The following is an 11,935-nucleotide window of genomic DNA, read 5'->3' as shown; positions in this document are numbered from 1 at the left end:
ATTTTAACCGCTTGAAACAGTATCGCCGGGTAGCAACTCGCTACGAAAAAACAGCCAGCAGCTTCTTGGCGATGGTTCATCTGGCTTCAAGTATGATTTTGTTGCTCTGATTGTCCACACACTCTAGGTTAGGGGGAGATGCTTTACCCGAACGCCCCGTCAGGGGCCCAATATTGGTAGAAAAGACGTCTCCTCGGAACACCAGAGCCCCGAAGGGGCGTAACCTTAAACAAGTTACGCCCCTTCGGGGCTCTGACCTTGGGTCCATGCTCGGGTTGGCTACCCATGTTCAGCCCCTACGGGGCATCAAAACGAGCGTTGAGCCAAAAACATCAAGACTTTAAAATTTGGGATGACTCCTATTCTGTAGTTTTACAACACTATAAATTAACGTGTGTTGAGGAAAATTGCTGGCGCTCAGGGCTTCGACAGGCTCAGCCTGACTGGATGCTCCCAAGTTTATAATTGAAGGTCAACCCCTCTGGGGTACTACAAGATCGTTTTCTTTCGGTAGTGGAGCAGAATTAGTTTGGACTTCGAATTAGCCATCCCACCACGGGGGCAAAATACGTTGCCCCATCGGGGCTCCCTGTTAATAGCTCATGCGTAACGAACCCGGTTTAGCCATTGGGGGTTTTCCGGCCCAAAAACTCCTGTTTTGAATAATTCGGTTTAATGCTGCCTGATCGCATACCGTGCATAAAGTAAATCTCCCGGCACTTTACCCCTCTTCAGCCGTGGCAAACAGGAATTGGCTTGTTGGGTGCCGTTTTATCCATCCAGTGCGGGTACACACTCAACCCCCGAATCAGTAGCAATACGCCCACCAGAATAGTGGCTACGGGCAAGGCACGGGTGAGTCGTTGGCGAAGCGGTACTGTGAGGTAGGCCGTCAGGGTGCGAATGCCCAGCAGGGCGGGCAGGGTACCGAGGCCAAAGAACAGCATGTAGGTCATGCCAGCCAGTGGGCTCGCACTCACGAGCGTACCCGTAAGGGCCGTGTAAATAAGCCCACAAGGCAACAGTCCGTTCAGGAAACCCAGGCCCAGAAAAGCCCCCAGCCGAGGCTGAGTTAGCAACCGCGCCATCACTACCGACAGGCCCAGCTTGTGCGTGAGCGAACTCGCTACGCCACCGTGTGCCCGGCCGCTAAACCCCCAGATCAGCAGCAACAGCCCCGACCCGATGGATACCGGGCCTTGCAGATTAACCAGCCAGAGCCCCTGCCCTACCAGGCCCACTACGGCCCCCAACAACCCATAGGCCGAAAGCCGCCCGAGTTGGTAGGTAAGTAAGCCCCAGGCCCGTTGGTGCTGCGGCAACCGTCCCAGTGGAAGGGCCATGGCCAATGGGCCACACATGCCTACGCAATGCAGGCTACCCGCCAGCCCCGTCAGGAAAGCCGCTGCCCACCACCACGTGCTCATAATACCAGCTCTTTTTCTGCGTAGTAATCATGCTCGCCGTCCGACCAGCTGATCTGCACTTTCCAGAAGCCACTCGCCAGTTTGGCGGTCGATACCGTTCGGGCACCGGCCGGCCCGGCCATCAGTGTCTGATGAACGTCGAGCCGACGGTCGGCGGGGCGGTAAAACGTTACTTCGCCTTTCTGCACGGCAGCCGCCAGTGTAAACGCGACTTCCTGCCGGGCGGCCTCGTAAGTCATGCTCACAGGCGCACCCAGCCGGGCCGTATTGACAACGCGGTCGATGTGCTGCTGGTATTTAATCTCGTCCTGATAGTAGTCATCCCGAACGAGGTCAACACGCTGACGGGTCATCCAGAACACCATGCTGCCGATAAAACCGGCAAACAAAACGAAGGTGAGCACAATGCTTTTTCCCCAGTTCATAGGTTTGTTGTGGTCATGGCGGGCGGGGCCGGTGTTACCGCAGCCCCGCCCGCCGGTGTTTATTTCATCGGACCCAAAAAGGTCGTTTTTACCTTGTCAACAACTTCCCCATCCGACAGCACCTCAATTTGGAGTGGGGTACTCGCCATCTGAATCGAAGATTCGGGCAGGAGAATAAAGAAAGTACCCTTAGCCAGTTCGTTGGCGGGGGCTTTGGTTATGGGTTGCACAAACCGCAGTTTGGCGTCGGGGTTGGTAATCCGAAACTGCACCGTGCGGGCGTCGTAGCTTTTGTTGACCAGCTCGACCAGGTACAGGTTCGACACCAGGTTGCCGGCTTCGCGCTGATACAGTTGGCCCGGTGCGCGTAACACGGTCACTTCGAGGGCAGTGCGGCTTACCATCAGGTACACGAGCACGCCAATCAGAGCGAGCAATACGCCCGTGTAAGCAGCCATACGGCCCGAAAACCGGGTAGGCTTACCTTTTTCAATGCCGTTGAGCGAGTCGATACGGATAAGGCCACGGGGGCGCTCAATCTTGTCCATGATCTGATCGCAGGCATCAATGCAAAGCGTGCAGTTGATACACTCCAGCTGGGTGCCGTTGCGAATGTCGATACCCATCGGGCAAACCTGCACGCATAGCTTACAGTCCACACAATCGCCTTTGGCCCTGGGGGCCATAGCGGGCGCTGTGGGGGCGGCACCAGCCTTCAATTTAAGGGCTTCGGTCACCGCGTTCCAGCTTTCGGGCTGAGCCGGCGAGGCCGCCCGTTCCTTCTTGCCACGGGGTTCGCCCCGGATGTAATCGTAGGCGACAACGAGCGAGCTTTTATCGAGCAAAACGCCCTGCAACCGGCCGTAGGGGCAAATGGTTGAGCAAACAATCTCGCGAAGCTTCGCAAAGACGAGGTAAAAAACAGCCGTAAAAATGAGCATGGCCGACAAACCGGCGAGATGCTCGGTTGGGTTGTCGGTGATGAGTTTTACCCACTCATCGCGCCCAATGATATAGGCCAGAAATGTGTTGCTGATGATGAACGAGATGAGAAAAAACACCCCGTGCTTCAGGCTTTTTTTGAGAACTTTCTCGGGCGTCCAGGGCCCGGCATCCAGCCGCTGCCGGGCCTTGTAATCGCCTTCGATCAGGTGCTCGATCTTGCGGAACACCATCTCCATAAAGATCGTCTGCGGGCAAGCCCAGCCGCACCACACCCGACCATATACCACCGTAAACAAGGCCACAAACGTGATAAACGTGAGCAACCCAATCGCAACCAGGTGAAAGTCCTGCGGCCAGAACGTAGCCCCGAAAAAGATAAACTTCCGCTCCATCACGTTGAACAGGAACAACGGGTGTCCGTCAATCCAGATAAACGGTCCGGCAAATAAAGCGGCCAACAGTACCCAGGCCACAACGGTGCGCCAGCGGGTAAACCGACCACTCTGCGCGCGGGGATACAGCCAGCGCCGTTCACCTGTCGAATCGGCAATGGGCACCCGGTCGCGGAAGCTTTGGGGGGGAGGTACTACGTTACTTTCCATGGTTGTTGAGTAGTTAATTCATAGCGACGGGGGTCGCTTCTTTTTCGCCCTGCGGTTCTTTAGCACCGGCGGGCTTGGTTCCCTGCAACGACAGAATATAGCTGGATACCTGCTGAATTTGCAGCGGATTCAGCTGCTTTTTCCAGGAGATCATGCCCTTTTCGGGTACCCCTTCGGTCACAACGTGGAAGATCGACTTCACGTTGCCACCGTGTAGCCAGTACTCATCGGTGAGGTTAGGGCCTACTTTACCTTCGGCATTAGCACCGTGGCAGGCCGTACAATACTGCGTAAACAATACCTGCCCCTCGCCAATGCTTTTGGCATCCTTAAGCACCGTCACCGAGTTTTCATTAATTGAGCCCGCTACTTTCTTGATATACTCTTCGCGTTGCTGCTCGGCAATGGCTACCTCCTGCGTGTACTCCTGCAACTGATCGTCGCCGGTTTTGAAAACCTCGAAAATGGCCAGATACACAGCCGCAAAGGCAATTGTCCCGTAAAAGAGGTACATAAACCAGGGCGGGGTTGGGTTGTCGAGTTCATGGATATCGTCATAGGCGTGTTCCATCATCAGCTCACGCTCCTGATGCAGGGGCTTCAGGCCGGTGAAGTGTTGCCAGAACGTTTTGCTTTCCTGAGCTTCGGCAGCCGGGTTGAGCATCGCCCGAATCTTGTAGAACAACATAAGCGACACCACCGCCAGCACCACGCAGCCAGCCAGCACCAGCAGCAGAATCGTAACCATCAGCAGGTCTTCGCCATCGCGCAGCTTCCAGAACGACGACGATTCGGGTGCCACCATCAGCACCAGGCTATTGAACAAATGGGTATTCATAATTAGGAGGTTAAGCATCGAGGGAATCTTCCAGCGGCAAACGACTGATTCGTTCTATGTGCTTACGATCGATAAAAAACAGGTACAGCCCCACCAGTACGAAGAAGACCAGAAAGATCATAAATGAGGTGACGAGGTAAACGTCGGCACCGGGCATCTTGGATATGAATTGCTTAAACATGGCTTTATTTGAGGAGTGATGATCGATGACTGGAAAGCTAACGCAACCAACCACTCACCGATCATCCCGTGTCATTCGTTAATTACTGGCAGTTTCGAGTTTCTTGATGTCGGTACCCAGCCGTTGCAGGTACGCAATCAGGGCAACAATTTCCCGATCCGACTGCACCTTGATGCCTTCTTTGGCCAGCCGGTCGCTGATTTCCTGCGCCTGCTTGTTCAGGTCGGCGTTGGCGTTGGCAATGGCTGAATCATCGTACGGCACCCCTACTTTGCTCAGGCCGCGCATCTTGGCCGAGGTGGTCGATACGTCAAGTTGCTGGGTCAACAACCACGGGTAAGCCGGCATAACAGACCCTGGCGACATCGACTCGGGCTCCCGCATGTGGTGGTAGTGCCACGAGTCGGGATACTTGCCCCCTTCACGGTGCAGGTCGGGTCCGGTACGTTTCGAGCCCCACAGGAAGGGGTGATCGTACACAAACTCACCGGCTTTCGAGTAGTCGCCGTATCGTTCGGTTTCGGAACGGAATGGCCGCACCATCTGACTGTGGCAGTTCACACAACCCTCACGGATGTACAAGTCACGGCCCTGCACCTCCAGCGGTGTGTACGGCTGTACCGACGCGATAGTGGGTACGTTGGACTTTACCATGAAGGTCGGCACCAATTCGACGAATGAGCCAATCAGGATCATCACGAGCGAGCCAACCAGCAGCGGCATCGGCTTGCGCTCAAACCAGCGGTGCCAGTAGGTATCGGAGCCCGTTGGGGTGTAGGCTTTAGTCAGGGCGGGTGCTTCGGCGGGTTCGTTGGCCGTCAGCGAGCCGGCAGCCATCGTTTTAAAGAGGTTGTACGCCATCACGATAGCCCCGATCAGGTACAAACCGCCACCCAGGGCCCGCATTTTGTGCATCGGCAGAATCTGGAGCGTGGTTTCGAGGAAGCTCGGGTATTTCAGCACGCCTTCGGGCGTAAACTCTTTCCACATCATACCCTGCGTGAAGCCCGAAATGTACATCGGAACGGCGTAGAACAGAATACCCAGCGTACCGATCCAGAAGTGCACATTCATCAGTTTTTTCGAGTGCAGGGGCGTGTGGTACATGCGCGGGATGAGCCAGTACAGAATGGCAAACGACAGGAAGCCGTTCCAGCCCAGAGCCCCTACGTGTACGTGCGACACGACCCAGTCGGTAAAGTGCGCAATGGCGTTCACGTTTTTGAGCGACAGCATCGGGCCTTCAAACGTGGCCATACCGTAGGCGGTCAGGCCCACCACCATGAATTTCAGGATGGCATCTTCGCGTACTTTGTCCCAGGCCCCCCGCAATGTAAGCAGACCGTTGATCATCCCTCCCCACGAAGGCGCAATGAGCATAATCGAGAACACCACACCCAGCGACTGCGCCCAGTCGGGCAGTGAGCTATACAATAAGTGGTGCGGACCAGCCCAGATATAGATAAAAATAAGGGCCCAGAAGTGCAGAATCGACAATTTGTACGAGTATACCGGACGGTTGGCCATTTTGGGCAGGAAGTAGTACATCATACCCAGGTACGGCGTTGTCAGGAAGAATGCCACCGCGTTGTGGCCATACCACCACTGCACAAGGGCATCCTGCACACCGGCGTAGAGCGAGTAACTTTTAAACAGGCTCACCGGCATCTCCATCGAGTTGACCAGGTGCAGCACAGCCACCGTAATAAACGTGGCGACGTAGAACCAGATCGCTACGTACAGGTGACGCTCCCGGCGCTTGATGATCGTACCGAACATATTCACCCCGAAAGCCACCCACATGAGCGTAATGGCAATGTCGATAGGCCATTCGAGCTCAGCGTATTCTTTGGAGGTAGTCAGGCCGAGCGGCAGGGTAATAGCAGCCGCCACAATAATGGCTTGCCAGCCCCAGAAGTGAATCCGGCTCAGCAGGTCCGAGAACATCCGGGCCTTACACAACCGCTGAAGCGAATAGTACACACCCATAAAAATGGCGTTGCCCACAAAGGCAAAAATAACCGCGTTGGTGTGCAACGGCCGAATCCGCCCGAAGGTGGTGTACTGATTGCCGAGGTTAGCCGCTGGTGCAAACAACTGCGTGGCTACGAGCACCCCGACGAGCATTCCGACAATACCCCAGATGATGGTGGCAATGGCGAAATTGCGGACAATGGCGTTGTCGTAGCTGAAATGCTCCACGTCGGGAGATTGACCGCGCCCAAGCTGGGTTCGGTCGGCTGAGATGATCGTAGGGGGTTGCTGCGAAACATTCATAAAGGTAATAGACTAGTTATTGGGTACGTCGGTCGTAGAAGTTGAGTCAGTATCATCGAGCAGAATACGCATCGAGGGTGTGTAGAGGTCGTCGTGCTGACCGTTGCGCATCGACCAGAAAAAGGCACCCAGAAACCCCAGGGCCATCATCAGGCTGACGCCGATCATAAAAAAGATAATGTGCATAACCGTCGATCTTTGGTTATGCAAAACTGCCTTCCGGCCGGTTGGCAAAGCATGAGGTACATCAGGCCGTAGGTTGATTAAGTTCAGGCGCAAAAGTCAATGAGCGAATGAGTGACTGAGCGATTGAGTGAATTATACGCTCAATCACCCATTCGCTCACTCGCCCAATCAACCATTAACTACATGTATTTCAGGTCATTATTCGCCTTGAGCCGGATAATCCCGATGGCGTTCATCAGGCGGATGATCGGGTAGGTCGGGTCGAACTCATGCCAGCGGAAGCCGCCAAAGTTGGCCCGCCCCCCAAATTTGTGGTGATTGTTGTGGTACGATTCGCCCATCATCAGGAAATCGAACGGCAGCAGATTTTTGGCGGTGTCTTCCAACTCAAAGTTGGCGTATCCGTAGCGGTGGGCGTACCAGTTGATGATTGCCCCGTGAATAGGCCCCATCAGGAAGTGAATCGGCAGCAACAAAAAGAACCAGGGCGAGGGCGCAAAGGCAATATACACCAGCGTATACAGCGTGCCCCAGGCCAGGCGTACGGGCCACCGGTCGCCGAGCCACTCCATAAACACCCAGTTGGGCACCCCTTTCTTAAACTTGGCCGGAATATGGTCGCGGTTGTTGACGATGTCGTTGTAGAACAGGCGCGTTTTCCACATCATATCGAAAATGCCTTTGGAGTACGAGGGCGAATGCGGGTCATACTCGGTATCGGCATGGGCATGGTGCAGGCGGTGCATAATCCCATACGCCCGTGGGCTCAGAAACGACGAACCCTGCCCGATAAACGTCAGAATATAAAAGAATTTCTCCCAGCGGGGACTCATCGTAAACATGCCGTGAGCCGCGTAGCGATGCAAAAAGAAGGTTTGTGTAAAAATGGACAGGTACCAATGACCCAGAAAGAAGAGGATAATAACAAGCATAGTACAAATGAAAAATGGCAAGGCAAAGTTGCCCCCGCCCCCCGGTTACAGGCATGACGAAGGTCAAGCAAAGGGCTGATTTGGGACAGGAGAGATTGAGTGAATGAGTGATTGAGCGAATGAGGACTGTACGCCCTGATTGGCAATTGTGCCCTACCATTTCAAAACTCACCAATTCACTCAATCACTCATTCACTCATTCGCTCAATCACTCAATCGATCTATTCACCCGCATCCCGATGGTTGCAATGAGGACCATGGTGGTTGAGCTGAGGGGCATCAGGATGGCGGCAACTACCGGCGAGAGATTGCCGGTGAGGGCGTAGCTAAGGCCCACAAAGTTGTAGAGGAGCGAAATCATGAAGCTGAACCGGATGAGCCGCATCCCGAAGCGGCTATAGCTCAGGAACTGGGGCAACTCGCGCAGGGCACCCGCTTCCAGAATACCGTCGCTCGCGGGGGTAAACTGCACTGTATCGTCGGTGACAGCAATCCCCACATCGGCCTGTTTGAGAGCTCCCGCATCGTTGAGGCCATCACCAACCATCAGTACCCGGTGGCCTTTGGCCTGAAGCTGCCGCACCACGTCGAGCTTTTGTTGCGGACTGCATTCAAACACCATCCGGTCTTTGCGGAACCAACGGCTCAGTTGAAGCCCGGTTGAGCTGCGCAGGGCCGAGGCATGGTCGCCCGAGAGCAGGTGTAATGTATGGGTTTTGCCCAATTCGGCCAGCATCGACTCGATACCCGGCCGGTACTGACCGGGGAACCGGAAGCAGCCCCGGTAGTGCCCCTCGATGCTCAGGTGAACCACGGAGTCGCCGGTATTGACGGGTTGGCCCGCCCCTTCGTCGCCGACAAATTCGCGCCGACCGAGCTTGACCAGCCACCCATCTACCAACGCCAGAATTCCCTGACCAGCCACCTCCGTGAAGCTTTCGGTTGGCAACGGGTGTGCTGCTTCAAAATGGGTATTGAGCCGCCGACTCAGCGGGTGCGCCGACTGCCGAACCAACGATTTTACCATCGATTGCTCGTACGGGGTCAGTGGGGCCGTAAACTCTTCCTGCACACGGGCGGGGGTTGTGGTGGTCAGGGTACCGGTTTTATCCAGAATAACGGTATCACAGGCGGCCATCTGCTCAATCACATCGGCATTGCGGAGGTATAACTTCCGCTTGCCTAACAGCCGCAGGCCATGCCCAAGGGCCACCGGATACGAGAGCGACAACACGCACGGACAGGCTACAATCAGAATGGCTGTAAAGGCATTGACAGCCGTACCGGCATCGCCCCGGTATGCGTACCAGTACAGCCCCGTGAGGGTAGCAATAGTCAGCACCGAGAGGGTAAAATACTTCCCTACGTAATCAGCAAAGGTGGTAAACCGACCCGATGAGGCCGGGGCCGGGGTTTCGCCCGCTTTTTCGGCTTTTCGGAAGGTGTCGTTGTTCCAAAGCTGGGTGAGGTAGCTCTGCGAGGTTTCGCGCACCACTTCGAGGTCGATGGCCTCGCCTGTTTGCCGACCACCAGCAAACAACAACGTGCCCGGCTCCCGGCGTTCAGGCTCCGACTCTCCCGTTACAAACGAATAATCAATCAGACCGGAGCCCCGGTAAAGCATTCCATCGGCCGGAATCAGCTCACCGTGCCGAATGCGGATATGGTCGCCTTTGCGGAGATTCCCCACCGGCACCGGCACTTCGCGGTCGGCTTCGAGCCGCATCACCGCCAACGGAAAATAGGACTTATAGTCGCGCTCAAACGACAGAAAATCGTAGGTGCGTTGTTGAAACCACTTTCCACACAACAAAAAGAAAATCAACCCCGTAACGGAATCGTAATACCCCGCGCCGTTGAGCGCAAACACCTCGTAGGTACCCCGGAAGTAGGCTACCAGAATACCGAGCAAAATTGGAAAGTCGATGTTGATGATACCCCGGCGCAGGCTTTGCCAGACGGACTGGAAATAGCCCGAACCCGAAAAAAACACCACGGGCGTCGCCAGAATCAGGTTGATAACCCCAAACCATTGCTTAAAGGTGGAGTCTTCGAGGCCGAGGTATTCGGGAAAGCTGAACAACATGATGTTGCCCGCGCAGAAACCGGCCACCGCCAGGCGATACAGCAAGGGGCGGTACGTGGGTTTCTGGGCATCTTTGACCACATCGTTGAGGCTGATAAGCGGCTCGTAGCCGAGCGAACTGAGCAGCTCAACTACCTCGCGTAACGACAGGTCGGGGTGCGAAAATGTCAGGTGTACCTGCTTTTTAAGAAAATCGACGCGGGTTTGCCGAATGGCCGGGTTGATGCGGTACAGGTGCTCCAGCAACCACAGGCACGAACTACAGTGGATAGTGGGTACGTAAAACGTGACCGTGGTTTGCGTCTCGTTCCGAAACTCCACCAGTTGTTGCTGCACTTCGGGCAGGTCCAGAAACGCAAACCGGGCAATAGCCTGCGGCCGCGCCTGCTGAATACCCGGCCGGTTGTTGAGGTCGTAGTATTGGCAAAGCTGGTGTTCACTCAGGATCGTATAGACCGTGCGGCATCCGTCACAGCAAAAGCTTTTTTCGCCAGAGGTGATGGGCTGTTCAGGACAGGGGTTGCCGCAGTGATCGCAGGAGGTGGCAGTCGTAACCATGAGAATGCTATCAAACGTACCTGCAAGGTCTCTCCCCCACGCCCAAACTGGCATGACCCCCGTCACCACCCGTTCTGATTCCCGTCAGTCCTGTTCGGCAGCACCCGGCAGCCCACGCCCGAATAGTCGCTTAATCACCTCGCGTTCAACCACATGCTTACCGTCGAAAGGCACTACCTGCAAGGTGGGCAAATCAGCTTGCAGCCGGGCTATGTAGGCTTCGGGGTCAGGCATTTGCACAATGTATTCGTCGGCCTGGCCGTAGATATACAGCGTTTCGAGGGAGGCCAGGGCTACCGGGTCAATCACATCGGCCAGCCCGTTGGGAAAGAAACCCGCCCAGAGCACCAGCCGCACCACGGCCTCGCCCCTACCCGCGCCCAGCCGATTGGCCAACCACCGACAGGCTGTAGCGGCTCCCTGCGAAAAGCCAAACAGGGTTACGCGCAGGGGCTTACCGGTCAGGTGGTACTGAGCCAGCACGGTATCGTACAGGGTGTTCAGGTAGGCGGTATAATCGGCAATTTCGTGGTCGCGGTCTTCGCGGGTTATCCACGAAGCCCCGATTTTGCCGTATTCGGCATCGAGGTACAACCGCGACAACCCCTCCGGTGCCACCACAAGTGTGTGGTCGAGGGCGAGCACATCGAACCGCCGGATAAAGTAGCGGGCTAGTTGGCCATAGCCGTGCAGCACAAACCAGACATCGGTAATCTGTTCGGGAGAGTTGCCACCCAGGGTGTAGTAGCGAGCCGTTCGGCTCACGGTCAAATGGTGTTCCTGCGCCATAATTAGTGATTTTGAAAGCGCGACGACTGCCGGTCACCTTTGCGCTGTTCGTAGTGGGCTTTATCGGCAATGTAGCATATCCGTTCAATTTCGGCGTGCACAACGCCCGCGCTATCCACCCATTGCAGGGTAAACGGGTATTCGGTCTGCCCCTTTTGGGCTACCTCCTCCCGTATCCGGGCCAGCACATCGTCGGTCAGTTCGTAGCGCATGTAGAGCGTTGTTCGGCCGGGTTTCCGAAACCGAATACTGGCCGCTTTGTCCCAAACCACAAACCGGCTGCCCAGTACCTGCAAGATCATGAGCATGTAAAACGGGTCCGACGCGGCAAACATACTCCCGCCAAATATGGTCCCGACAAAGTTGTAGGTCCACACGTTGCGCCGGAGCCGCAGATGCACCTCGCGCCAGTCGCCCGACCAGAACAGGATTTTGCCGCCCGTTCCGAAATACATCGGGTACCAGTTCATAATCGTCCGAAACCGCCAGGTTTTGAACGATTCGCGCCGGTGGGTTTCTAAAAATTGAGGTCGCTTAGCCATTTTGTGCTGATGTCTTGGTCTCAGTGCTGGACATTAGATATTGGACATTAGACGTTAAACCTCCATCTCTAAAGGTAGTATGTCTAACGTCCAGTGTCTGAAATCCGAAGTCCAGTACTGAATATCTTGGTTGCCATTATCCCGTCA

At 55.5% G+C, this 11,935-nt stretch carries 11 protein-coding genes and 1 pseudogene; 1 reads left to right on the top strand and 11 read right to left on the bottom strand.

Going from position 1 to position 11,935, the window contains the following annotated elements:
* Positions 1-110, top strand: a pseudogene (locus F5984_RS26800) (IS5-like element ISMra2 family transposase); the annotation flags it as partial.
* Positions 111-731: 621 nt separating this feature from the next.
* Here F5984_RS26800 and F5984_RS21725 read toward each other — a convergent pair.
* The 11 genes from F5984_RS21725 to F5984_RS21680 form a co-directional block, all read right to left on the bottom strand.
* Entirely contained in the window at positions 732-1,427 is a 696-nt protein-coding gene (locus tag F5984_RS21725; RefSeq protein WP_152126314.1) for a sulfite exporter TauE/SafE family protein, read from the bottom strand.
* Positions 1,424-1,852, bottom strand: a complete 429-nt coding sequence (locus F5984_RS21720) for a FixH family protein (RefSeq protein ID WP_152126313.1) — start codon at positions 1,850-1,852, stop codon at positions 1,424-1,426. The genes F5984_RS21725 and F5984_RS21720 overlap by 4 nt, the downstream gene beginning before the upstream one ends.
* A 59-nt stretch (positions 1,853-1,911) precedes the next feature.
* On the bottom strand, positions 1,912-3,399 hold the full coding sequence (gene ccoG, locus F5984_RS21715) for a cytochrome c oxidase accessory protein CcoG (RefSeq protein ID WP_152126312.1): 1,488 nt from the start codon (positions 3,397-3,399) through the stop codon (positions 1,912-1,914).
* Positions 3,400-3,412: 13 nt separating this feature from the next.
* The gene (locus tag F5984_RS21710; RefSeq protein ID WP_152126311.1) at positions 3,413-4,237 is read right to left on the bottom strand and encodes a cbb3-type cytochrome c oxidase N-terminal domain-containing protein; all 825 of its coding nucleotides are present in this window, start codon (positions 4,235-4,237) and stop codon (positions 3,413-3,415) included.
* 10 nt (positions 4,238-4,247) lie between these two features.
* Positions 4,248-4,418 (bottom strand): hypothetical protein, encoded by a 171-nt coding sequence (locus F5984_RS26605; RefSeq protein ID WP_185155606.1) that lies wholly within the window; start codon positions 4,416-4,418, stop codon positions 4,248-4,250.
* A gap of 78 nt (positions 4,419-4,496) precedes the next feature.
* Positions 4,497-6,695, bottom strand: coding sequence for a cytochrome-c oxidase, cbb3-type subunit I (gene ccoN, locus F5984_RS21705; protein ID WP_152126310.1), 2,199 nt, complete (start codon positions 6,693-6,695; stop codon positions 4,497-4,499).
* Between the two features lie 12 nt (positions 6,696-6,707).
* Positions 6,708-6,881 carry a cbb3-type cytochrome oxidase assembly protein CcoS gene (gene ccoS / locus F5984_RS21700; protein ID WP_152126309.1) on the bottom strand — a complete coding sequence of 58 codons (174 nt, stop codon included), beginning with the start codon at positions 6,879-6,881 and terminating at the stop codon, positions 6,708-6,710.
* 179 nt (positions 6,882-7,060) lie between these two features.
* A complete protein-coding gene (locus tag F5984_RS21695) occupies positions 7,061-7,813 on the bottom strand; it encodes an acyl-CoA desaturase (protein ID WP_027302685.1) in 753 nt (250 codons plus the stop codon).
* A gap of 208 nt (positions 7,814-8,021) precedes the next feature.
* The gene (locus F5984_RS21690; protein WP_246169245.1) at positions 8,022-10,457 is read right to left on the bottom strand and encodes a heavy metal translocating P-type ATPase; all 2,436 of its coding nucleotides are present in this window, start codon (positions 10,455-10,457) and stop codon (positions 8,022-8,024) included.
* Positions 10,458-10,541: 84 nt separating this feature from the next.
* Complete coding sequence (locus tag F5984_RS21685; protein WP_152126307.1) at positions 10,542-11,246, bottom strand: alpha/beta hydrolase; 705 nt, start codon at positions 11,244-11,246, stop codon at positions 10,542-10,544.
* A 2-nt stretch (positions 11,247-11,248) separates the two neighbouring features.
* The gene (locus F5984_RS21680; RefSeq protein WP_152126306.1) at positions 11,249-11,788 is read right to left on the bottom strand and encodes a DUF4442 domain-containing protein; all 540 of its coding nucleotides are present in this window, start codon (positions 11,786-11,788) and stop codon (positions 11,249-11,251) included.
* Between the last annotated feature and the right edge of the window lie 147 nt (positions 11,789-11,935).

Source organism: Rudanella paleaurantiibacter (assembly GCF_009184635.1).
GTDB classification, from domain to species: domain Bacteria; phylum Bacteroidota; class Bacteroidia; order Cytophagales; family Spirosomataceae; genus Rudanella; species Rudanella paleaurantiibacter.
This window is presented reverse-complemented; position numbering and strand designations above follow the sequence as displayed.

What these genes read in the sequence shown, in the direction of transcription:
- F5984_RS21680 (WP_152126306.1), bottom strand. Translation starts at nt 11,788, where the DNA reads ATGGCTAAGCGACCTCAATTTTTAGAAACCCACCGGCGCGAATCGTTC.
- ccoS (WP_152126309.1), bottom strand. Translation starts at nt 6,881, where the DNA reads ATGCACATTATCTTTTTTATGATCGGCGTCAGCCTGATGATGGCCCTG.
- F5984_RS26605 (WP_185155606.1), bottom strand. Translation starts at nt 4,418, where the DNA reads ATGTTTAAGCAATTCATATCCAAGATGCCCGGTGCCGACGTTTACCTC.
- ccoG (WP_152126312.1), bottom strand. Translation starts at nt 3,399, where the DNA reads ATGGAAAGTAACGTAGTACCTCCCCCCCAAAGCTTCCGCGACCGGGTG.
- F5984_RS21725 (WP_152126314.1), bottom strand. Translation starts at nt 1,427, where the DNA reads ATGAGCACGTGGTGGTGGGCAGCGGCTTTCCTGACGGGGCTGGCGGGT.
- F5984_RS21720 (WP_152126313.1), bottom strand. Translation starts at nt 1,852, where the DNA reads ATGAACTGGGGAAAAAGCATTGTGCTCACCTTCGTTTTGTTTGCCGGT.
- ccoN (WP_152126310.1), bottom strand. Translation starts at nt 6,695, where the DNA reads ATGAATGTTTCGCAGCAACCCCCTACGATCATCTCAGCCGACCGAACC.
- F5984_RS21710 (WP_152126311.1), bottom strand. Translation starts at nt 4,237, where the DNA reads ATGAATACCCATTTGTTCAATAGCCTGGTGCTGATGGTGGCACCCGAA.
- F5984_RS21690 (WP_246169245.1), bottom strand. Translation starts at nt 10,457, where the DNA reads ATGGTTACGACTGCCACCTCCTGCGATCACTGCGGCAACCCCTGTCCT.
- F5984_RS21685 (WP_152126307.1), bottom strand. Translation starts at nt 11,246, where the DNA reads ATGGCGCAGGAACACCATTTGACCGTGAGCCGAACGGCTCGCTACTAC.
- F5984_RS21695 (WP_027302685.1), bottom strand. Translation starts at nt 7,813, where the DNA reads ATGCTTGTTATTATCCTCTTCTTTCTGGGTCATTGGTACCTGTCCATT.